Consider the following 20,740-nt stretch of genomic DNA (forward strand, 5'->3'; position numbering starts at 1 on the left):
TCCTATTTTGAAATTTGTAGTATGAGAAGGTATCCTATACCTGCAAGCAGTATGGTACCAAAAAGGTTAAGAGCCATGTTGGCAAAGGCATGCAGATAATGACCGGCTTCAAGTAAGAAGAAGCTCTCTATAGCAAAGGTAGAGTAGGTGGTCAGTGCACCGAGTATCCCTGTCACCAAAAAGGTTTTAACATGGGGAGTGAGTGAAGTGTTTAGATGGAAGTAAGCAAAAAGCATACCTATGATCAGACTTCCTATAAAATTGACTGCCAATGTCCCTAAGGGAAGTGCATGTACAAAATGCTTATTGACCGCTCCGTTGATCAGAAGTCTCAGTGTTGCCCCTATGGCACCACCGCTAGCGACTGCAATGATTGTTGCTAAACTCGTCATCTATAACCTTTTGCATATTTTCTCTCAGTGTATCAAACCACTCTTTGTCATTACTATCTACATTGAAACTAGGTAAAAAAGTATATTTTACAGTCCCACTGTGTGCTGTTCGGATATGTTCATTTAAGACCCATTTACTGCCTGTGATAACGATGGGTTGTATACGTAATCCCAGCTTCTCTGCTATGATCTTTGTTCCCGGTTTAAAAGGAAGTAGGGGTTGTGTATTTGTTCTTGTTCCTTCTGGGAATATCGCTACAGGACGATGCAATACTTCCTTAGACTCTTTTACATCTTTGATGAGTTTTATGAGTCCTGCTTTGTTTTGGCGATCCAGTGAGATCATCTCTCCATGACGTAAAAGATTACCGAACCATGGTGTTTCAAAAAGCTCTTTCTTCGCAACCCAGCGTAAATGGTTGTTCTGTAAAGCTTCAAGGCCGATGATATCGACGATCCCCTGGTGGTTCATGACATACATATCTGCGGTAGTATCCATCGTACCTTCCTGGGCCAATCTACCACCCATCATAAAAAGCGTCAAACGGTTGATGTGATGCACAATGGTACTTTTATACTTGCCAAAGAGCATCAGAGCAGGTATCATAAAAACAGCGGTATTAAATGAGATGACAAATGCACCCCAGTAAAACCTAATTGTCGCAAAGATCTTCATTTTTGACCCATCCGATGATACCTTCTTTGTATTCCACTTTTTTAAAGCCTTCGCGTTCACTCAAGAGCATTGTGTCAAGTTTCTGGTCTATCTTCGTACTGACAGTACTGGTCTGTGTAGGTAAAATATAAAGCGGGGCACCCTGTTTTACACATATTTTTTTATGGGGAATATAAAACGTCAAAAGGGTGATAAGAGAAACAACACCAAAGACCAGATAGAAGAAATCTCTTCTAAATAAGAACATAATGAAAAAGAAACCGACCAAAAACATAAATGTATACTTTTTCAGCTTTTCAAAACTGTCTTCTTTAGGATTGAGATCAGACTGTGTCGTGACTGAAGCATCGATCACTTCCACAGGCACTTCTAAAAACTCATACTGTTTTTTGATCGTGTTGAAATAAGTGAATTTAAGCACTTTCTCTTCTACAGGAAGTACTACATAAAATTCTGCTTCAACCTTTGCAAAATCACGCTTGATATTTTCTATACCGGACTCTTGCACTTTATCCAGTCTCATATCTTCAAGATTGGCTTCAAAGGCTTCTATGGAGAGGGTGACTATATGACTCTTCTCATCATAGTTCGAAACTTGTGAATTTTTGATCTTCATATCTGCCGCGAGTACCTGACAGAAGTCTTCACGTTGTTCAAGAGATTGTATATAGACCATATTAGGTGGAAGTGATGCTTCCCCACTCTCAGAGGATATAAACAGTCTGGGAATACGTATGTCATCATTTGAAGCTTTAAAATAGAAGGTATAGAAGCTGTCAGGACCATTCTGAATACTGAGTGGTTTTTCAAAAAGAGGTTGTATTTCACTTGATCTGTCAAAAGTAAATTGAGGTTTACTTTCAGTATCTTTACCAGGAGCGATGATCGTGACTGCGAAGAGTTGATTATTATATACCTTTTTGGGCATATAACTGTATTTAAATTCGTTCTGTGCACTTAGCAGGGTAGTATAGGCTACTATGAGGGCTATAAAGAGCCATACAGAACGTAAGTGTTGCATTATGCTTCAAAACCTTGAAGCATACGTACACCATCCTCACTTCCGAGTATAGCTTCTAAAGCACGTTCAGGGTGAGGCATAAGACCGAATACATTCTTGGCTTCATTACATACACCTGCAATTGATGTTACAGAACCATTGACCACTACTGGATTACCGTTCTCATCTGAGTAACGAAGAAGGATCTGTCCATTTGCTTCAAGCTTTTTGAACCCATCCTCATCGATATAATAGTTACCATCAGCATGAGCGATAGGAATGTTCAATACTTCACCTTTCTCACATTTGTTTAAAAATGCATTGTCATTGTTAATGACACAAAGTGTTTGGTGTTTAGAGATGAAGTGAAGATTGTTATTGCGTTTTAATGCACCAGGAAGAAGTCCTGCTTCTGTAAGGATCTGGAAACCATTACAGATACCAAGTACTTTTCCTCCTGCATCTGCATACGCTGACACTGCTTTCATGACTGGTGAAAATCTGGCAATAGACCCTGAACGTAGATAGTCACCATAAGAGAATCCACCAGGTACAACCACAAGATCGATATCTTCTGGAAGTTCTTTACTTTCATGCCATACAAGCTCTGTAGTATGTCCTAACTTTTCAAAAGCATACTGTGTATCAAACTCGCAGTTTGTTCCGGGAAATCTTAATACTGCTACTTTCATATTAGTTTATCTCTATTGTATAGTCTTCAATAACAGTATTAGCAAGAAGTGTCTCACACATTTCTTTTACTTCAGCTTCAGCTGTCGCTCTATCTTCTGTCTCAAGGTTAATGATGATCTGTTTACCGATACGTACATCACTTACTCCGGCAAAACCTAAAGAGTCAAGCGCATGATGTGCTGCTTTACCTTGTGGATCTAAAACACCCTCTTTTAAAAATACGTTTACTACTGCTGTCATTACTATTCCTTATCTGTTTTTTATTCTGTCTAATACTTGTCTGTAGGCTTCAGTGAGTCCGCCCAAACCTTGTCTAAATCTGTCTTTGTCGAGCTTTTCATCTGTTTTGGCATCCCAGAGTCTAAAGTTGTCCGGACTTAGCTCATCGATAAGGATGATATTGCCATCTTTATCTCTACCAAATTCGATCTTGAAGTCTACAACTTTAATGTCAAGACCAGCATAAAAATCTACGAGCAGGGTATTGATCCTTCTTGCCATGAAACGAATGTAATCAAGTTCAGATACGTCATTGACCAAATTTAAAATAAGACAGTGTTGGTCGTTTAATTTTGGATCTCCAAGTGCATCATTCTTATAGTCAAATTCCACCAGTGTGAAAGGAAGTACTGTTTTGTCTTGAATGCCAAGGTTTTTACTAAGACTACCTGTAGCAATATTTCTTACGATCACTTCGATCTTGATCACTTCTGCAGCTTTATGCAGCATGTTATTCTCATCAATGGTATCTACATAGTGGGTAGGGATACCTTTTTCATCCAGATATTTGAAGAGTTCTGTCGATATCTGGTTGTTAAGGGCACCTTTGCCTTCTTCAGATGATTTTTTTTCACCATTAAATGCAGTCAGGCTGTCTTTAAATTCGGAAATAAGAAGATTTTCATCCTCTGTTTTCCAGATTTTCTTTGCCTTACCTTCATACAAAAGTTCAGTCTTTGGCATTATTTTTTTCCTTTATTTGTGATGATCAAAGCTTTCAAGATGTCTACAGCACTTTTGAGTTGTAGATCTTTATAGATCTGTTCTTCAGTGATGATCGTATCATCTGTCTTGGTTGCATTGTTGTCTGTATTTGCCTTGGTTGTTATTGATGTGTTATTGTTGATCTCTATCTTCTCGAGTTCACTCTGTAAGTGTTTTTTGAGATCTTTTTCCTTAAGCATGACAGAGTCTTCAATAAAATCTATTTTTCCAAGAGGTACAGAAATGTCTGGCGTAACACCCACAGCTTGTATGGTACGTCCACTTGGAAGGTAGTAACGTGCAACTGTAAGCTTTAATGCTTCATCCGCACCTACAGGCATAACCACTTGTACAGACCCCTTTCCAAATGTTTTTTCTCCAACGAGAACAGAACGATCTAGATCCTGAAGCGCCCCAGATACGATCTCAGAAGCAGATGCAGACCCTCCATTGATGAGTATGACCAGAGGTGTATCCTTGTCTGTACCTTTTTGGGTCGCTCTATACTCGATATTTTCGCTGGCCACTTTTCCTTTTTGGCTGACGATCACACCCTCATCAACAAAAAGGTCTGTCAGTCCGACAGCCTGGTCAAGGAGTCCACCAGGATTATTTCTTAGATCCAGGATGATACCCTTGGTATTTTTATGCTCTTTGATAGCGTCTTTTACACCTTGTACTACTTTTTGGTCAAAAGAAGTAACATGGATATAGAGTAGATCATTTTCTATGGTCTTTGCATAGACAGACTGAATTTTAATGATATCTCTAGTGATCTTCACTTCAAGAGGTTTCGCTTCACCTTTACGGATGATCGTTAAGACCAAAGAGGTTTTAGGCTTCCCTCTCATCAATTTTACCGACTCATCGATACTCATGCCGATAGTGGCTGTGTCATTGATCTTTAAAATGATATCACCGGCTTTGATTCCCGCTTTATCTGCAGGTGTGTCACTGATAGGGGCGATAACGGTCAGTGCACCGTCTTTCATACCTATGGAGATCCCTAAACCTCCAAATTCACCTTTCGTCTGGACAGAGAGGTCTTTAAACTCTTTAGTGTCCATAAAAGAAGAGTGAGAGTCGAGATTGGCCATAAGTCCTTTTAGTGCTTTATCTACGAGGTCTGTGGTATTGATATCATCCACATATTGGCTCTCGATCACATTAAGAATTTGTGTAAATTTGATGTAGGCTTCCAGCTTTTCCTTGGCGGTAGAAGGTGCATAGGTTTTTGCAGCAGTATCTTTGGCTTGGGCGAAAGATCCGAACATGTATGCGACAGTCAAAGTACTTACAAGTCCCGCAACAATAACTTTTTTGCTTTTCTTAATCATTAAGGTGGTGTCTCCCTATGAGAATTGGTTTATAATTTTATTTAAAATCATCTAAGAGGTTGCTTTGAATCCTCTGTATTACTATACTTAAGGAAGGTTAACCATTTTTTTAAGAGACACGATCTCTAAGAAGAGAGACTCTTTTTGACCATACGTTTTAATTGTTTCATTGTAGCAGATGAAGTGTCACCGCCATAAGAGATAAGTTCATAACAGTTATCCACTTCTTTTAGTGCACTTTTTTCCGGATGTTCCTTCATATATCGCAGAAAGTACTGGTGCATGGTTTCATCTTTTTGTCTAATGTAGCCTTCTTTCTTGAGCTTCTTTAAAAGAGGCTCGAGTATACATAGTACTTTATGGGTACATCGGGGACGACGGAAATATAAAGTGATGCTAAAAGTGATCAAGACCAGGGTCAGTAAAGAGAATACAAAAAGTAAGACAAATCTGGGATTCTCTTTTGCGTATTGGATCAGTTGCAGTTGACGGATATGACTGTAGTAGAGTATCCATGTCTCTACTTGATATTTTATATACATGAGCTGGAGATTCACTCTATTAAAGAATGTATTATTTGCACCGAGTATTTCTAATGTGTCCTTATCTATCGCTGATGCTGTACTGGTTGTTTCAAATCTTACCCAGTGTTGACCGATATAGAGTTCAGCCCAAGCATGTGCATCACGTTCCTTTACAGCTAGATAATTGTTAAAACTGTTGGCTTGGTCGGCTTTATACCCTGTAACGATGCGTGAAGGTATACCACACATACGGGCCATGGTGACAAAAGAAGATGCAAAATGCACACAATATCCCAAACGCTTGTCAAATAAAAAACTGTCTGCTGTATTATTAATATCAAGAGCTTTCGGTTTTAAACTGTAGGTCAAAGACTGGTTTTGAAAAAATTTTACAAGTGCAGAAGCTTTCTTATCAGGTTCTTTATAGAGGTTTTTTATTTTTTGTGCTTCCTGATACGTTTTAGGATTACGTTTTATATCAAAGGAGATTGAGGCATCAAGTGTATCTTGATCTAAATTATCATAAAACGTAGGAGTTAACACAGAACGTGCGGTATAATGCATAGGGGTTTTGATAGGCTTTTTAACGGTACTTATGAGATCTTTATCCATATCCGAATTGTTTACTATACGTACAGGCATATCCAACAGATAGATCCAACGTTTTTGAGTAGGATACAAGGTCACTTTATACTCTATAGTTTCTCCCACTACAGGATCATCGGTTTTGTTTTCTCTTTTCATATAGGCAGGCAGTGGTTCCCAATAGTCTTTTTTATCCACATAAAGTATACTTCCTCTGAAATAGAGTTTATCAGAGGTGGGGACCTCTGTATCAAAGCCCACTTCCATGACAATCCGGTCTGAAGGAACGAGCAGGGCCTTGGAGTCTAAGAACATGGTACCGTCATGTCCCATACGCTGTATATTTTCACCTTTAAAACCATAGTCTGCATGTTCAAATGAGATACGGGGAAAGAAGATAAAAAGCACAACCACCCAGGGAAGAGAATACATGAACATTACCATGCTCGCCCGGAAGCTCTCTATCATATTACCCTCCATTCGGTGTGCCAGTATCAGCCAGAGCAGAAAGAAAATTTCGAATATGACATACATAAGCATCATAAGACTATGAAAGAAAAATAAGGAGAGGGCCAAAAATAAAACAGGGGAGAGCAGTAGATAAAAGTTGATCTCTCTTGTGAGTCTTTGCATGGAAACCACGATGATCAAAATATAGACCAATAACTCAAGAAAAAGTTTCAAGCGTGAAAGACCCCTGAATGAGAAGAGACCATACAGTGATAGATAGAGTGCCAAAAGCCCCATCAAAAAGATAAAAAGTATCAAATATTTATCTGCAGGTGTTTTCTTGAAGAATAGCAATACCAACACCATGAAAGAGAAGATCAGCATAGGTACTTTGAGTATAAGCATCAAAGGCAATAGAACAATGATATAGGCAGTGTCTAAAAGCGCTAAAGGAGTGAGTTTAGTATCTTGCAAGTGTTTCAAGAATAACATCTGTACTCTCCTTTGTTGAATTTAAGACTTTGTTTGGCATTTGTATCATGAAAGGCAGGTTTTGTTTTTCGCATTCCAGTACCCATAAACAGAGTTGGGATAACCGTGCTTCATCATCTGTGGCTGCTGTGTAAAAGTTAAAAACCAGTTTAGGTGTCTGTGTCTCTTTAGTGAAGACTTTGACTGACATCTCTCCTTTTGCTACGGATGCCCAGTGGATATGGGAAAGTTTTTGTGATCCATCATAGGCTCGTAAGCCATCAAACTCTTTTTCTTCCCCATAATTGTTTTCTTCCTTTTGTAAAAAGGAATGTAAGGAGATACCTTTGGGCTCAGGGTAGACTAATCCATTGTAAGAATCGTTTATTTTCAAGACCAAACGTACCGTAGAGAGTGGATACTTGCTTTCCAGATAGCAGCCTTTATGGGTGAAAGTACCACGTTTTTCGGGTAGTACAGGCAGGTGCAGAATCGTCGATGTGTCACCTTTAAGTGGTTCCAGGGGTATAGATTTATTTTCATGACGGAGTATGACAGACCATGATGTTGTCTGTGAAGGATTGTATATCTGCATAGCAAGATGACCTTCTTGATGTGTAAATAAACGTCCAGAAGGTACATAAGAACCTTCTAGATGACCGAGGTTTAAGATCCCTATAGGCCCAGCGCTAAATGCAAGAGAAAATGTAAAAAAAAGTGTAATATAGACAAGATTGAAATCATGCATATAGGCTTCCAAAAAAAGCCCGAAAAGCAAAACCACTACAACTACACTGTAGCGTGTAGCGTGCTGGTCTATGCGTTTATATATCTGAGCGAATGTGCGTAAAGATTTCATCATGGATACGTTTGGCTGTAGTTAGACCCTCTTTAAACTTAAGGCGGTGGGTACATACAGCGGATGTCACTGCCTGTAGATCATCAGCAGTGACGTAGTTACGACCTTGCAGCATTGCCCAAGATTTAGTCATGGCGGTCAAAGATAATGCCCCACGTGTAGAAAGACCATACTCAAATATGCCACTCTCTCTAGTATAAGCGATTATTTTCTGAAGAAAGTCTAACAGTGTCTCACTCAGTGTGACCTCTGAAGCCCGTTTCATATAGCTTTCTATCTGCTGGGGTGTCAATAAGGTATTAGATATAGATCTACTGTGTCCTCTTTCACCTTTTAATATCTCTCTTTCTGATACGCTGTCCGGATAGCCAATCCCAAACGAACACATAAAACGATCCAGCTGGGAGGTTGGTAAAGGAAAAGTGCCTACCTCTTCCTGTGGATTTTGTGTCCCAATAACAAAAAAAGGCTTGGGTAGTGTATGGAGTGTTCCATCTATAGTGATGGACCCTTCTTCCATTGCTTGGAGAAGGGCAGATTGGGTTTTAGGCATGGAACGGTTTATCTCATCAGCTAAAAGAAAAGAGGTAAAGATAGGACCTTTTTTAAAGATGAAAGCGCCTTCTTTCTGGTTATAGTAGTTGACCCCAAGTATGTCTGAAGGAAGCATATCAGAGGTAAACTGTATACGACCAAAGTCCAGTCCTAAGACTTGAGAGAGATGTTTTGCCAGGGTTGTCTTTCCCACACCTGGGATATCTTCTAAAAGCAAATGCCCACCTGCAAAAAAAGTCGCCAATGATAAAGCGATCGTCTCTTTTTTACCCACTAAATGGGTCTCTATCGCATCTATAAGAGGAGTAAATTCTGAAGCAATTGTGTAATTCATGAGGATATCATAACGTAATTTACTTTGAAAAATTTTCTGATGTATCAGAATTTCTATAGATCTATCTCAAATTGCAGAAGTATGTTTGCACAGATACTACACGTGAAACAAGTATATTATTATAACAAATACTATAGATAACACTACATAAATCATTTTATTAAATAAACTTGACAAGAAGTGACTAAAGGTTGTATAATAATTCAAATTTAAATCATTTTAAGGAGTTATTCTATGAGTATACTTGAAAAATTAACGAATCAAATGCAAGCTACCATCGAATCGGGGGTATCTTTAGCACTTCATAATAAAAACCAAGAAGTAGAACCTATTCATCTTATTTGGGCATTACTTACAAACAGCGGTTCCATTTTACATCAAGCCCTCAACAAAATGAATGCTGACAAAGCTGCCATAGAATTGGAAGCAAAAAGCATTGCAAACAAATTACCAACGGTTTCTTCTGTCACAAAAGAGAACATTAAATTATCACAAAACCTTGTACGATCATTGCAAAATGCAGAAGGTGTGATGACTGCGAACGGTGACCAGTATCTGGCAGTGGATGCATGGCTTATGGCCAATGCCGGTGAGAGTTTTATGAAAGAAACACTGGGTAAATATATTGATATGAATGAATATAAAAAGACACTTGAGAGCATCCGTGGGGGTAAACAGATAGACTCACAATCAGGTGATGAGACATTGGAAGCGCTCTCACAATATGGTATTGACCTGAATCAAAAAGCACTGGATGGAGAGCTTGATCCTGTGATCGGTAGAGACGAAGAAGTACAGCGTATGATGCAGATATTGATTCGTAAAACGAAGAATAATCCTATCCTTATAGGTGAACCGGGTACTGGTAAAACGGCTATCGTAGAGGGACTGGCACAAAGAATCGTAAACAAAGAGGTACCGCTTAGTTTACAAAACATGCGTGTGATCTCACTTGATATGAGTAGACTGATCGCAGGTGCAAAGTATAGAGGTGAGTTTGAGGACAGGCTAAAAGCGATCGTGGATGAAGTCAAAGAAGCAGCCAATGTCATCCTGTTCATCGATGAGATTCATACGATCGTTGGTGCAGGGGCAAGTGAAGGAAGTATGGATGCTGCCAATATACTTAAACCGGCACTGGCAAGAGGTGAGCTTCATACGATAGGTGCAACCACACTGAAAGAGTACAGAAAGTACTTTGAAAAAGATGCGGCACTGCAAAGACGTTTTCAACCTGTTAAAGTGGATGAACCTAGTATCAATGAAGCATTACAGATCCTTAGAGGTATCAAAGATAAACTGGAAGCACATCATAATGTCAATATCACAGACTCTGCTTTGGTCGCAGCAGCCAAACTAAGTGATCGTTACATTACGGATAGGTTTTTACCGGACAAGGCTATTGACCTGATAGATGAAGCTGCTGCAGAGCTTAAAATGCAGATAGAGTCTGAACCTACAGATCTTGCTAAGTCTAAACGTGATATTTCAACACTACAGGTTGAAAAAGAGGCACTTAAGATGGAGGAGAGTGATAAAAACACTGCTCGTCTGGAAGAGATAGAAAAAGAGTTGGCTGATCTGGAAGAAAGACGTGTATCGCTTCAGAATCAATTTGACAATGAAAAAAATGTCTTTAATGAGATCGCTGAGATAAAATCAAATATTGATTCACTAAAAACACAGGCAGAACATGTAAAAAGAGAAGGTGATTTCAACAAAGCTGCAGAGATAGAGTATGGACAGATACCTGCAGAGAAAGAGAAACTTAAAAGTCTTGAAGAGAAATGGACTCAGATGATGTCTGAAGGTACACTGCTTAAAAACTCTGTGGATGAAGAGATGATCGCCAGCATCGTAAGCCGTTGGACAGGTATCTCTGTCAACAAGATGCTACAAGGAGAAAAAGAGAAGATCCTTGCGATAGAGAGTATTCTCAAAGAAGAGGTAGTAGGGCAGGATGAAGCACTTAAGGCTGTCGCACGTGCCATTAAACGTAATAAAGCAGGGCTGAGTGATATCAACCGACCTATCGGTAGTTTCATGTTCCTTGGACCAACAGGTGTAGGTAAAACGCAGGTCGCTAAAACGCTTGCAAAATTCCTGTTCGACTCTGAGAAGTCACTGATCCGTATCGATATGAGTGAATATATGGAGAAACATGCTGCAAGTAGACTTGTGGGTGCACCTCCTGGATATGTCGGTTATGAAGAGGGTGGACAGCTGACTGAAGCAGTCAGAAGAAAACCTTATTCAGTTGTACTCTTTGATGAGATAGAAAAAGCACATCCTGATGTCTTCAATACACTCTTGCAGGTACTGGATGACGGACGTTTGACAGACAACAAAGGTGTTACGGTCGACTTCAAGAATACGATCATCATCATGACCTCGAACATTGCATCAGACAAGATCATGACGATCACAGATAAAGAAGAGAGAAGAGCAGCGGTAAATGATGAACTGAAACGAAACTTCAAACCGGAGTTCCTTAACCGTCTGGATGACCAGGTGATCTTTAATCCTCTTGACCTTGATGCGATCACGAGCATTGTGGATATCTTATTTAAAAGTATCCAGACAAAACTCGCAGAGCGTGATATAACCATCACACTGACAGACAATGCCAAAGCATATATTGCCGAAGCCGGTTTCGACCCTGTCTATGGAGCTCGTCCGCTAAAAAGAGCACTCTATGAAGTGGTAGAGGACAGACTTGCAGAACTGATACTTGAAGATAAAGTGGTTGAAGGTTCATCTGTAAGTTTTGATGTTGCCGATGGAGAGATCGTCGTTCATATCTCTTAATCCACTTCAAGAAAGATATTTTTGGGTTATACCTATGTATAGGTATGGCCCTTCTTATGATCGGCAGTCATCATTCTATATTTAGAGGCTGGCTTTAAACTCTGTCTCTTTCTCCTTTTCCCTCTCTTTTTGATACTTTCTAAAAGCCCTGATATTATCCAAATGTTCGTCGTAAGTTACCGTAAAGTTATGTGTACCATTTTCGTTCAGCATAAAGAAAATATAGTCACTTTTTTTCGGTTTCATGGAAGCTTGCAGTGCGTCTAAAGTGACGGTACTGAGGGGGTGTGGCGGCAAGCCTTTATGTTTGTATGTATTATATTCACTTTCATCACTTTTGATACGTTCCGGTGTAACAACTGTATGAGCATATGGCCCATAGTTAAGTGTACCGTCCATCTGTAATCTCATACCTTTTTCAAGCCGGTTATAGATCACTGATGAGATCAGTGGCATCTCCTCAATAGAGTTACTCTCTTTTTGTATAATAGACGCGATGATATGGATAATTTTAAGCTCCAACCGTTCTGGTGTAGTGGTAAAATATTCTTTTACAAACGTGTTTAATGTTTGTCTGGATTTATAGAAAATATATTGCATTGTTGTATTTTCATCTGCTTTACGTGCAAGAGTGTAACGTTGAGCTAATATATCTGCTTCTTTGAAATGAGCAAGGGTATCGTATATCTGTAACAATTTATCCTGATCCAGTTTCATATCATTGGCAAGACGTGCAATAAGTTCCTCTTTCGTTTCACCGGCATATACCACGATATCCATGATTTCATCTGTTTTTTGTTGATAGAGGTGCTGGAAAAATAAAATACGTCCATATTCACTAGGTTCAACACTATACCATCCTTCATCCGGCGTCTTTCTAAGTTTTAACATCAATTTGTCCAACCATGTGACTTCATAGCCGTTTGTTTTGAGTGTATGAATCACGTCATCTATGTTTGATGAGGATATATAGAATGTTTTAGTCCCTTCATTGACCGGAATGAAATTATAAGTAAGAGGAATGAGTAATAGAAGCATATAGATTTGAAAGTAAAGAACAAAATTTCTGTAAATATCTGAAAGTATCTTTTTCATAAATGCCTATGACTTCATTGATGTTTTTATTTGACCATTATATCAAAGTTGTATAATTTGGTATGGATATATGTCAAATTGTCATATATTATAATGTGTTATAGTGATGTAAAGTGTCTAAAAAGGAGAGATCTCCATGATTCCGTTTAATCATTTGGGTTGGATATTCAAATACATCGGACCAGCCATATATCCCCGTAAAATACGAGGGTCACTTTGCCGTTTTTTAATACCACTTTCAAGATCTGCATCGGTATTGGACCTTGGTGCAGGGACTGGGATCATGAGTGAGTTTGCCTATGCTTGTAGACCTGATCTTCAATTTACCGCGGTGGATCCTGCTGAGGGTATGTTGAAATATTCTGCTGAATATATACAAACACACACAGCCTATGCAGAGCTACTCCCCTTTGATACCTTCAGTTTTGAAGCCATACTTATAGGAGAAGCGCTGCATCATTTTCAGGATGTTGATCAATCGATACAAGAGATGGTACGTGTGCTTCAAAACGGTGGAAGTGTTTTTATCTATGATTTTGATTCCAGTACCTTTATAGGTAAAATTCTTTGCAGGATAGAAAGATTGTTCGGAGAACCTGGTAACTTCTATCCACCTGAAGTCTTAAAGAAAAAACTTGAAAGTCATGGATTTACGGTTCATATTAGTCATTTTGGGTATCGTTATATTATTGTGGCACAACTGAGATCGATATAAAAATATATCAATCTATACATGTTTGGCTAAAAATGCATTAAGTTGATTTGCAAAGGCATGTGCGTCTTTTGGACCAAATGCTTTGGGTCCGCTTGTCATTTCACCGCTTTCTCTAATACTTTCCATAAGGTTTCTCATGGCCAGGTATTGTTTAATGTTATCTACGCTGTAGAGTTCACCTCTATGGTCTATGGCATGGGCCTCTTTACTGATGATCCTGTCAGCTAAAGGGATGTCGGCTGTGATGACAAGATCGCCCGCATCACACAATTCTACGATATGATGATCCGCCTCATCGGCACCCTGATCAACGATAATGTATTCGATGTGTTTAGATGTACCGATATGGATCTTTTTATTGGCTATGACCTTGGTGGATAGAGCCAGACGTTCTATACTGCGTAATATGATGGGTTTCAGAAGATTTGGAAAAGCATCACCGTCGATGAAGAGTGTCATAGGATCTCTTTTACTCTGCCTACTTCACCGGTATTTAAACGTACTTTGATACCATGGGGATGGGTAGGGGAATTGGTGAGGATCTTTTGTACTTTACCATAGGTGAGTCTTCCTGTTCCTTGGTCTTCTTTCAATACCACTCCGACATCCAAGCCGTATTTGATGTTTTCTCTTTTTTGTCCACCTGTCATTTTTATCCTTTTGGTTCGTAGTTCAGTACTTTTTTTACGGTCTCTACTGAACAAAAGAAGAGTGCATCAAAGAGAGGATTTAATTTTGTTTTATGTTCATCTATCGTATCAAAAGGCTGGAAGAAAAAACCCGGTCCATCTTCTTTATGGGCAGGTTTTACATGAAATACAATAGGTTTTAATGTACGTACAACATTGAGTATCTTTTTATAGCTCTTCGCATTTGGGTCCGGTAGAAAATTGTCTTGAGCACTCTCGTTGACACGTGCTTTAAGTAAGAGCTGGAGCTTGTCATTAAAGATAACTTTATTCCATTTGATCGTCCCTAGTTCCATATCGAATTGACTATTGCCTGCAGTAAGCGGATGGGGTTTTGTCTCTCGTATGGCTTCTAAGAGATGAAGAAAAAAGTTCTTTCCGCCAAAGTTGTTTGCACACTCTAAAAGCAGTTCATGGTAATGCTTTTTTTCTTCCTCTGTTAAAGTGTTGAAGTCGCACATAGCACTTCCTTATATTTTTTTGCAATTATACCTGAATTTACAGCGCCTATATATTTAGCTTGTATGGTTATAATTGGTTATGTTAAATGAAAAACGTATAACCCGTATTGATGATGTATTGAGTAAAAAACAACCTGATCTGCAAGTGATGCTGGATAATCTCTACAGTTCACAAAACCTTTCTGCTATTATACGTTCAGCTGATGCGGTGGGTGTCCTTGATGTTTACTACGCTACAAAGGAAGATGCGAGTGTTCGTATTCATAAAACGATCACACAGGGTGCACACAGATGGACACACCGTTACCGTATGCATAATGATCATAAGGTGTCGTTTATAAAGGAAAAAAAGACGCAGGGTTTTCAAGTGGTAGTCACTCATCTTGAAGAGCAGGCGGTTTCTTTTAGAGAAGTAGACTATACAAAACCTACACTACTTGTAATGGGAAATGAAAAAGAGGGTGTTTCATCTGAGATAGTAAAACTGGCTGATGAAATCATCATCATTCCGATGCAGGGTATGGTGCAAAGTCTCAATGTCTCCGTAGCCACAGGACTGATACTCTATGAAGCGCAAAGACAACGTGAACTTTCTGGTAGATACAATGCTTCTTCCTTGACCAGTGAAAAGAAAGAGGAGATAAAAGCAGCATGGGTCTATCGTGATACCATTGCGCGAAAGAGTAAAGGTCAGATTCCTATTATATTAGAAGAAAAAATAATAGGTTTTTAATCTACACAATAGTTACACTTTTATATTCTATGATATACAAAATTGAAAGGATTCATATGTTAAATAAAACAAAATATTTAGGGCTTGTTACCGTAGCATCTTCCACCTTGTTCTTCTCCGGATGTACAACTTATCATTCAGGTTACTATGATACCGGATACTACGACCCGGTGCCATACTCTAGTGTAAGAGTCTCTCTTTCAAGTTATCCTTATCCATATTATTATGGTGTACCATACTACTATTACAGTGGAATCTACTATTATGGTGGATATTACAGTAATGGATATTATTATTTTGGTGATCGTAAATTCCTTCATGGCCACTACTTCCATAAAGGGTATCGCTACCACAATAGACACCGTTATCGTGCGGTAGAGGGCAAATATGGATATTATAGAAGTAAAGCTGCCTACCAAAGGTCAAGTCACTATAGAAATCGTGATCGTAATCGCAACACTAATAGAGAATATACAAATACAAGAACAAATGTTAGAGATAATATACGGACAAGGACCAGAGTCAACCAGAATGGTGAACGCGTTAGAATCAAGACTAGGGTCAACCAGAATGGCGAACGCGTTAGAGTCAAGACTAGGGTAAATCAGAATGGCGATCGTGTCAGAACGACAACCAGAGTGAAACAAGATGGAGAGCGCGTCAGAGTGAAAACTAGGGTCAACCAGAATGGTGAACGTGTCAGAACAAAGACCAGAGTGAATCAGAATGGAGAGCGCGTTAGAACAGAGACGAGAACCAAAACAAATGAGTCAGAAACAAATAAAAATGACAGATAAATTAAGAAGAGAGTAAATAATATAGTTATGTAGAGAGTTCCACCTCAATGAGAGGTGGTGTAATAAAATTATTCTAGTTTTCCATTTCCGTAATGTTCAAAAAGGTAATCTGTTGTTATTTTAGCGGCTGCTTCATCCATAGGTGCTTTAAAGTGTACAATCATTTTATCCACTTTACCACGCCAAAACTTCTTAGACTGTCTTCCTTGGTTTATAATATATCCAAAAGAGTGACACATAAGACAATGTGTCTGTATTGCATCGAATCCGTCACCCATTTTGATGGGGAAAGCAACATAAGGTACTTCTACTTTTTCGTTTACCTGCGCAAAAAGCGGTGATGCCAGCAGTGCTGCAATTAAAATCAATTTTTTCATTATACTACCTCCACAGTAACTTCATCGATACCGTTATATTTATATCCACCATGATTCCATTTGATATCTTTGGCAAATGGCTGTTCTTGTCCTATTTTATTGATCGCTTTAGCCATGATCGTTACTTTACCGAATGTAGTTGGCTTATATGGATATCTAAAGGCTCTATAAGCATAACGACCGAGTTTACCGTCATCAAGAATGGCTTTATCCCATGTCTTTCCACCATCTGTAGAAATGAGTACATCTTGTATACCATGACCATCATCCCACGCAACTCCACGTATTACGACATGAGACTTGTGAGATACCAATGAATCTTTTGTCGGATATCCGATCACAGACTTGACATTCATCTTTTTGATAGGCTTTGTCGTAGGGTATCTCTTTTCCGGTGTTTCTGATTCTGTTTCATTATCCGGTACACGATAAGCAACATCCATGAAGAAGAGTTTTTTATATTCATTGGTTACGGTGATGTTTGAAAGCATTTTTACCCATGAATCAGAGTAATACCCCGGAAGTACTAGTCTAAGAGGATAACCATTAAGGTATGGTAGGTCTTCACCGTTCATTTCGTACGCCAAGATCACGTGGTCATCAAGTTCACTGAGTTCAAGTTCACGTACAAATTCAGGTGTTTCATAATAAGCAGCTCTTTCAGAACCGTTAAACCCGATCCACTTTGCATCTCTTTCCAATCCTGCCAGGTGAAGAATATCTTTTAAACGAACACCTTTCCATGTTGCACAACCCATGGCACCTGAACCCCACTGGATACCACCAGCGATAGGTTTAAATGCAGAACGGCTGTTACCACCACATTGAAGAACAGCGGTTACTTCTACCTGTTCAAACTTGGTTTTGAGGTCATTCAGTGAGATATGGAGCTCATTTTTTACAAGACCGTTGACGTGGATCGTATAGGTATCTGGGTCAATATGAGTTGGGATATCTGGCATATGCCAACGAACAAAGAACTGATCATTTGGTGTAAGTGCAGAGGTAAATACATCCCTAGGTGTTTCCAACAAAGGTGGTCTGTCAGAATACATTATCAGTGGTCTTTTCTCAGGAAAAGCAACCGGTGATACTTTTCTGTTATCAATAGGTTGAGTAGTTACCCCCGCCTCTAATGTACTAGTACCTACAGCTGCAGCACCAGCAGTTACAATAGCTTTTTTAAAGAAATCTCTTCTTTCCATAACATACCTTTCAGTTTAGAAAATAAATTATATTTATTATAAATATAATTATGGGAGATTCTCTCTTAATAGATACTGAAAATAGGGGTTTTATAGGTGTAAATATGTTTTTTTCGTAAATATTAACTATTATCTAACATTTTATTATCAATCATATTTACTTATGAATAAGAATATATTGATAAATCTGATTTAAACAAATATTTTAGTCCATAGTATTATATGATCGATCTCCAGCATCTCCTAATCCTGGAATGATGAACTTATACTCATTTAGTTTTTTATCAATGTGTGCAATAAATACTTCTACGTTTGGATGTTTTTGTTTTAAAACTGCCATGCCCTCCGGAGAACCGATAATATTGAGTGAGATGATCTTTTTGGGTGATTTCCCTTCAATAACAGATATCGCATCACAGAGTGATCCAGCAGTCGCTACCATAGGATCGACAATAATAACAGTTTTCCCTTCACACTCGGGTATACGGTCATAATAGAGTATACTTTGATGGGTGTTTTCATCACGTTTCATAGCTAGAAACCCTGAAGATGCATTTGGAAAAAGTGCAGTAACAGATTCTATCATAGGAAGACCTGCACGTAAAATAGTGACAAAAATGATATCTTCTTCTTTAATAAATCCAAATGTTTCCTCACCTTGCCATGTAGTGACTGTTTGATCATAAAGCGTTTCATTCTTTAAGGCTTCGTAGACAAGAAGTCGAGATAACTCTTGGACGATATGTCGAAAACGCAATGCATCCGATTTCTTTTCTCGTAAATGATTCAATAAAGTTTTTGCAACAGGATTGGAGAGTTCATAGATCATAAGATACCTTTCACTTTAAATACTTTATTATAGCCAAACTCTATACGACTGAAACAGAATATATGGTTTAAAGAAAGAGTTATGATAGAATTAGATGATATAGAGTGTACAAAGGTTAAAAATGTCAGAAAAAAAAACAAAAGATACACCGAAAATAAAGCAATCTAAAATTGGATTTGATGATATCGTAGGGCATAAGCATATCAAAGAACGTCTCAAAGGTATTATTAAGATCATTAAAAATCCGAAAATGCTTGAACGATTTGATACTCCCATTCCTAAAGGTCTACTGCTCTATGGTCCTGTAAGTGTAGGGAAAAGTATGCTTGCAAAAGCATTTGCAAAAGAGGCAGGAGTCTCTTATCTGGAGATATCAGGTTCAAAACTTTTTGAACTGGAGTATATCAAAGAGGTATACGATATTGCCTCCAAGAATGCTCCCTGTATCGTTATATTGGAAGATATTGATATAAAAGGCATTATGCAGGGGGCGATCACCAATGTCTCTTTTTCAGATATTGCCAAGATACTGGAGTCCACAGATGAACGGGTTTTTACTTTTGCTACAGCTGAGAGCCTTGATGAGATCGATCCTATACTCACTTCACCACAAAAGCTTGATTTTTTATTGGAGGTTTTGGAACTTGACAAGGATGCCAGAAGATTTTTTATAGAAAAGATCTTGGAAAAACCCCATGACCCCAAAATAGATGTTGAACGAATTGTGCGTTATATCACCGGTATGAGTGCCTTGGAATTGGAAAGAATAGGGCGTATGGCAGCACTGAGTGTAGTAGAACAGGATAAAGAGCATATCACCGAAGAGATACTCATTGAACAGATAAATATTATCAAGTACGGGCATAAAGTTGAAAAGCAGATGGTTGAAACACTCGAAAAAGAACTTAAAATGACAGCCTATCATGAAGCAGCACATGCAGTGCTTTCAGTACTTCTTTTACCTCATATTAAAATTGAGCAAGTGACTATTTCACCACGAAGCAAGATGCTTGGTTTTGTCTCTTACAATGAGGAAGACCAGTTGTCCAATATCTCTAAGATAGACTTGTTCCATGATATTTGTGTTCTGCTATCCGGTCGTTTAGCAAAAGTGAAAAAAATGGGGGATGATCAGATGGACAGTGGAGCACAGAATGACCTTTCACAAGCTTCTTTACAAGCTTATGCCGCCATTACAACCTTGGGGATGGATAAGGAACTGGGCTATATCAACCTTAATGCAATCAATACTTTAGACAATTACTTCCTTGAACAACAGATAGAAAAAAGGTTTTTGCATTGGATGCATGTAGCAAAACAAAATGCTGAAAAGTTGGTAGAAACACACTGGGATAAGATAGAAACGTTGGCACTTAAGCTTATTGAACAGGAGATAGTAGAGAGTACAGAACTCGCTGAGATAGTCGGTGATGAAAAGATTACCTGTGAGATCCCGGACAGTTTATAAAAGAGTAGACATATAAGTACGACTAATTTTTATGCTCTTTTAATTGATACATGATGTTATCAGATGTAAATACAGAAAATATGTTTAGTGGGAAGCCGGAGGAACGGATTGCTTTTGCACTCCATACATTACAATTATTGAACAGATGGAAAGATCCTTTTGCGCGATAGAATTTACTTGTGCCGTAGAGCCCTTTTCCCAATTTGATAGGCTGTCCCTGCTGGTTCAATGCAAAACTATCATAGATGACTTTTACCATTCTGGTAAAACCTGCTTGGGAGAGTTTTAATGGTACTACCTCTTTGTTGTGAAAATAGGTTACGGGATCTGTCTGGAATGCAGCGACATGAATCACTGAATCTGTAGGCCAAAAGAGTGCTCTTACACCCATCCAAAGCGTATTTGGATCCGTTTGATAATAGGTCTCATCTCCCCAGCCTATCTCTAAATATCTAGCATGTTTAAAATCATTAAAAGAATGCATATAATAAACCGCATCTTGTTTTGGTACAACAATACCTGTGTGTATTCCATGATTGACAACATAAACTGTTTTATTATCAGTCCGTCCCGGATCCGGTGGATAAAATTCGCTGATAGGTTTAGTGCAACCGGTCAAGAGAGTAACAGAAAAAACTATCAAGCTTGCTAGTATGTTATATAGATAGCAGTTACACTCCATAAGAGACCTTTTTAAACCCTT

23 protein-coding genes are annotated in these 20,740 nt (G+C 38.6%); 5 read left to right on the plus strand and 18 right to left on the minus strand.

Translation table 11 applies throughout. From position 1 onward, the window contains the following. Positions 1-2: 2 nt before the first annotated feature. The 10 genes from crcB to PF327_RS03760 form a co-directional block, all read right to left on the minus strand. A complete protein-coding gene (gene crcB / locus PF327_RS03715; protein WP_289401409.1) occupies positions 3-392 on the minus strand; it encodes a fluoride efflux transporter CrcB in 390 nt (129 codons plus the stop codon). Further along, positions 358-1,068, minus strand: a complete 711-nt coding sequence (locus PF327_RS03720) for a lysophospholipid acyltransferase family protein (protein ID WP_008242975.1) — start codon at positions 1,066-1,068, stop codon at positions 358-360. Before PF327_RS03720 ends, crcB begins: the two co-directional genes overlap by 35 nt. Continuing rightward, positions 1,046-2,089, minus strand: a complete 1,044-nt coding sequence (locus tag PF327_RS03725) for a hypothetical protein (protein ID WP_289401410.1) — start codon at positions 2,087-2,089, stop codon at positions 1,046-1,048. The genes PF327_RS03720 and PF327_RS03725 overlap by 23 nt, the downstream gene beginning before the upstream one ends. Next, positions 2,089-2,760, minus strand: coding sequence for a phosphoribosylformylglycinamidine synthase subunit PurQ (purQ, locus tag PF327_RS03730; RefSeq protein ID WP_008242971.1), 672 nt, complete (start codon positions 2,758-2,760; stop codon positions 2,089-2,091). Before purQ ends, PF327_RS03725 begins: the two co-directional genes overlap by 1 nt. Before the next feature lies 1 nt (position 2,761). Next, complete coding sequence (purS, locus tag PF327_RS03735) at positions 2,762-3,001, minus strand: phosphoribosylformylglycinamidine synthase subunit PurS (RefSeq protein ID WP_289401411.1); 240 nt, start codon at positions 2,999-3,001, stop codon at positions 2,762-2,764. Between the two features lie 9 nt (positions 3,002-3,010). After that, complete coding sequence (gene purC, locus PF327_RS03740; protein WP_289401412.1) at positions 3,011-3,724, minus strand: phosphoribosylaminoimidazolesuccinocarboxamide synthase; 714 nt, start codon at positions 3,722-3,724, stop codon at positions 3,011-3,013. Beyond that, on the minus strand, positions 3,724-5,082 hold the full coding sequence (locus PF327_RS03745) for a S41 family peptidase (RefSeq protein ID WP_289401413.1): 1,359 nt from the start codon (positions 5,080-5,082) through the stop codon (positions 3,724-3,726). The genes purC and PF327_RS03745 overlap by 1 nt, the downstream gene beginning before the upstream one ends. Positions 5,083-5,207: 125 nt before the next feature. After that, complete coding sequence (locus PF327_RS03750; protein WP_289401414.1) at positions 5,208-7,133, minus strand: transglutaminase TgpA family protein; 1,926 nt, start codon at positions 7,131-7,133, stop codon at positions 5,208-5,210. Next, positions 7,102-7,971, minus strand: a complete 870-nt coding sequence (locus tag PF327_RS03755) for a DUF58 domain-containing protein (protein WP_289401415.1) — start codon at positions 7,969-7,971, stop codon at positions 7,102-7,104. Before PF327_RS03755 ends, PF327_RS03750 begins: the two co-directional genes overlap by 32 nt. Further along, entirely contained in the window at positions 7,937-8,860 is a 924-nt protein-coding gene (locus PF327_RS03760; protein WP_289401416.1) for an AAA family ATPase, read from the minus strand. Before PF327_RS03760 ends, PF327_RS03755 begins: the two co-directional genes overlap by 35 nt. A gap of 234 nt (positions 8,861-9,094) precedes the next feature. On the opposite strand from PF327_RS03760, the gene PF327_RS03765 reads away from it, so the two are divergent. After that, positions 9,095-11,668, plus strand: coding sequence for an ATP-dependent Clp protease ATP-binding subunit (locus tag PF327_RS03765; protein ID WP_289401417.1), 2,574 nt, complete (start codon positions 9,095-9,097; stop codon positions 11,666-11,668). Between the two features lie 81 nt (positions 11,669-11,749). Here the strand turns inward: PF327_RS03765 and mltG are convergent, their stop codons facing one another. After that, a complete protein-coding gene (gene mltG, locus PF327_RS03770) occupies positions 11,750-12,763 on the minus strand; it encodes an endolytic transglycosylase MltG (RefSeq protein WP_289401418.1) in 1,014 nt (337 codons plus the stop codon). 136 nt (positions 12,764-12,899) lie between these two features. Here mltG and PF327_RS03775 point away from each other — a divergent pair, with 136 nt between their 5' ends. Next, positions 12,900-13,478, plus strand: coding sequence for a class I SAM-dependent methyltransferase (locus PF327_RS03775; protein ID WP_289401419.1), 579 nt, complete (start codon positions 12,900-12,902; stop codon positions 13,476-13,478). A 12-nt stretch (positions 13,479-13,490) separates the two neighbouring features. Here PF327_RS03775 and PF327_RS03780 read toward each other — a convergent pair whose 3' ends face one another. The 3 genes from PF327_RS03780 to PF327_RS03790 are packed head-to-tail and all read right to left on the minus strand — an operon-like array spanning position 13,491 to position 14,628. After that, on the minus strand, positions 13,491-13,937 hold the full coding sequence (locus PF327_RS03780) for a YaiI/YqxD family protein (protein ID WP_008242950.1): 447 nt from the start codon (positions 13,935-13,937) through the stop codon (positions 13,491-13,493). Next, positions 13,934-14,128, minus strand: coding sequence for a YwbE family protein (locus PF327_RS03785; RefSeq protein WP_223890674.1), 195 nt, complete (start codon positions 14,126-14,128; stop codon positions 13,934-13,936). The genes PF327_RS03780 and PF327_RS03785 overlap by 4 nt, the downstream gene beginning before the upstream one ends. A 2-nt stretch (positions 14,129-14,130) precedes the next feature. Next, positions 14,131-14,628 carry a hypothetical protein gene (locus tag PF327_RS03790; protein ID WP_289401420.1) on the minus strand — a complete coding sequence of 166 codons (498 nt, stop codon included), beginning with the start codon at positions 14,626-14,628 and terminating at the stop codon, positions 14,131-14,133. Between the two features lie 79 nt (positions 14,629-14,707). On the opposite strand from PF327_RS03790, the gene PF327_RS03795 reads away from it, so the two are divergent. Together PF327_RS03795 and PF327_RS03800 are read left to right on the plus strand one after the other, a co-directional pair. Next, positions 14,708-15,361 (plus strand): TrmH family RNA methyltransferase, encoded by a 654-nt coding sequence (locus PF327_RS03795; protein WP_289401421.1) that lies wholly within the window; start codon positions 14,708-14,710, stop codon positions 15,359-15,361. Between the two features lie 56 nt (positions 15,362-15,417). Continuing rightward, entirely contained in the window at positions 15,418-16,158 is a 741-nt protein-coding gene (locus PF327_RS03800) for a hypothetical protein (RefSeq protein ID WP_289401422.1), read from the plus strand. Between the two features lie 68 nt (positions 16,159-16,226). On the opposite strand, the gene PF327_RS03805 is transcribed toward PF327_RS03800, so the two are convergent. The 3 genes from PF327_RS03805 to upp all read right to left on the minus strand — a co-directional run bounded on the left by PF327_RS03805 (position 16,227) and on the right by upp (position 18,569). Then, positions 16,227-16,535 carry a hypothetical protein gene (locus PF327_RS03805; protein ID WP_008242941.1) on the minus strand — a complete coding sequence of 103 codons (309 nt, stop codon included), beginning with the start codon at positions 16,533-16,535 and terminating at the stop codon, positions 16,227-16,229. Continuing rightward, positions 16,535-17,740, minus strand: coding sequence for a molybdopterin-dependent oxidoreductase (locus tag PF327_RS03810; RefSeq protein WP_008242939.1), 1,206 nt, complete (start codon positions 17,738-17,740; stop codon positions 16,535-16,537). Before PF327_RS03810 ends, PF327_RS03805 begins: the two co-directional genes overlap by 1 nt. 205 nt (positions 17,741-17,945) lie before the next feature. Then, positions 17,946-18,569, minus strand: coding sequence for a uracil phosphoribosyltransferase (gene upp, locus PF327_RS03815; RefSeq protein WP_289401423.1), 624 nt, complete (start codon positions 18,567-18,569; stop codon positions 17,946-17,948). A 121-nt stretch (positions 18,570-18,690) separates the two neighbouring features. Here upp and PF327_RS03820 point away from each other — a divergent pair, with 121 nt between their 5' ends. Beyond that, entirely contained in the window at positions 18,691-20,037 is a 1,347-nt protein-coding gene (locus PF327_RS03820; RefSeq protein ID WP_289401424.1) for an AAA family ATPase, read from the plus strand. Between the two features lie 22 nt (positions 20,038-20,059). Here PF327_RS03820 and PF327_RS03825 read toward each other — a convergent pair whose 3' ends face one another. Next, complete coding sequence (locus PF327_RS03825) at positions 20,060-20,719, minus strand: DUF2459 domain-containing protein (RefSeq protein ID WP_289401425.1); 660 nt, start codon at positions 20,717-20,719, stop codon at positions 20,060-20,062. Positions 20,720-20,740: the final 21 nt, after the last annotated feature.

This window comes from Sulfurovum xiamenensis (genome assembly GCF_030347995.1).
In the GTDB taxonomy this organism is placed as follows: Bacteria; Campylobacterota; Campylobacteria; order Campylobacterales; family Sulfurovaceae; genus Sulfurovum; species Sulfurovum xiamenensis.

Coding starts and splice junctions, on each gene's coding strand:
- mltG (WP_289401418.1), bottom strand. CDS start 12,763: ATGAAAAAGATACTTTCAGATATTTACAGAAATTTTGTTCTTTACTTT.
- PF327_RS03745 (WP_289401413.1), bottom strand. CDS start 5,082: ATGATTAAGAAAAGCAAAAAAGTTATTGTTGCGGGACTTGTAAGTACT.
- PF327_RS03825 (WP_289401425.1), bottom strand. CDS start 20,719: ATGGAGTGTAACTGCTATCTATATAACATACTAGCAAGCTTGATAGTT.
- PF327_RS03795 (WP_289401421.1), top strand. CDS start 14,708: ATGTTAAATGAAAAACGTATAACCCGTATTGATGATGTATTGAGTAAA.
- purQ (WP_008242971.1), bottom strand. CDS start 2,760: ATGAAAGTAGCAGTATTAAGATTTCCCGGAACAAACTGCGAGTTTGAT.
- PF327_RS03725 (WP_289401410.1), bottom strand. CDS start 2,089: ATGCAACACTTACGTTCTGTATGGCTCTTTATAGCCCTCATAGTAGCC.
- PF327_RS03790 (WP_289401420.1), bottom strand. CDS start 14,628: ATGTGCGACTTCAACACTTTAACAGAGGAAGAAAAAAAGCATTACCAT.
- purS (WP_289401411.1), bottom strand. CDS start 3,001: ATGACAGCAGTAGTAAACGTATTTTTAAAAGAGGGTGTTTTAGATCCA.
- PF327_RS03820 (WP_289401424.1), top strand. CDS start 18,691: ATGTCAGAAAAAAAAACAAAAGATACACCGAAAATAAAGCAATCTAAA.
- PF327_RS03720 (WP_008242975.1), bottom strand. CDS start 1,068: ATGAAGATCTTTGCGACAATTAGGTTTTACTGGGGTGCATTTGTCATC.
- purC (WP_289401412.1), bottom strand. CDS start 3,724: ATGCCAAAGACTGAACTTTTGTATGAAGGTAAGGCAAAGAAAATCTGG.
- PF327_RS03750 (WP_289401414.1), bottom strand. CDS start 7,133: ATGTTATTCTTGAAACACTTGCAAGATACTAAACTCACTCCTTTAGCG.
- crcB (WP_289401409.1), bottom strand. CDS start 392: ATGACGAGTTTAGCAACAATCATTGCAGTCGCTAGCGGTGGTGCCATA.
- PF327_RS03780 (WP_008242950.1), bottom strand. CDS start 13,937: ATGACACTCTTCATCGACGGTGATGCTTTTCCAAATCTTCTGAAACCC.
- PF327_RS03800 (WP_289401422.1), top strand. CDS start 15,418: ATGTTAAATAAAACAAAATATTTAGGGCTTGTTACCGTAGCATCTTCC.
- PF327_RS03765 (WP_289401417.1), top strand. CDS start 9,095: ATGAGTATACTTGAAAAATTAACGAATCAAATGCAAGCTACCATCGAA.
- PF327_RS03785 (WP_223890674.1), bottom strand. CDS start 14,128: ATGACAGGTGGACAAAAAAGAGAAAACATCAAATACGGCTTGGATGTC.
- PF327_RS03805 (WP_008242941.1), bottom strand. CDS start 16,535: ATGAAAAAATTGATTTTAATTGCAGCACTGCTGGCATCACCGCTTTTT.
- PF327_RS03810 (WP_008242939.1), bottom strand. CDS start 17,740: ATGGAAAGAAGAGATTTCTTTAAAAAAGCTATTGTAACTGCTGGTGCT.
- upp (WP_289401423.1), bottom strand. CDS start 18,569: ATGATCTATGAACTCTCCAATCCTGTTGCAAAAACTTTATTGAATCAT.
- PF327_RS03775 (WP_289401419.1), top strand. CDS start 12,900: ATGATTCCGTTTAATCATTTGGGTTGGATATTCAAATACATCGGACCA.
- PF327_RS03755 (WP_289401415.1), bottom strand. CDS start 7,971: ATGAAATCTTTACGCACATTCGCTCAGATATATAAACGCATAGACCAG.
- PF327_RS03760 (WP_289401416.1), bottom strand. CDS start 8,860: ATGAATTACACAATTGCTTCAGAATTTACTCCTCTTATAGATGCGATA.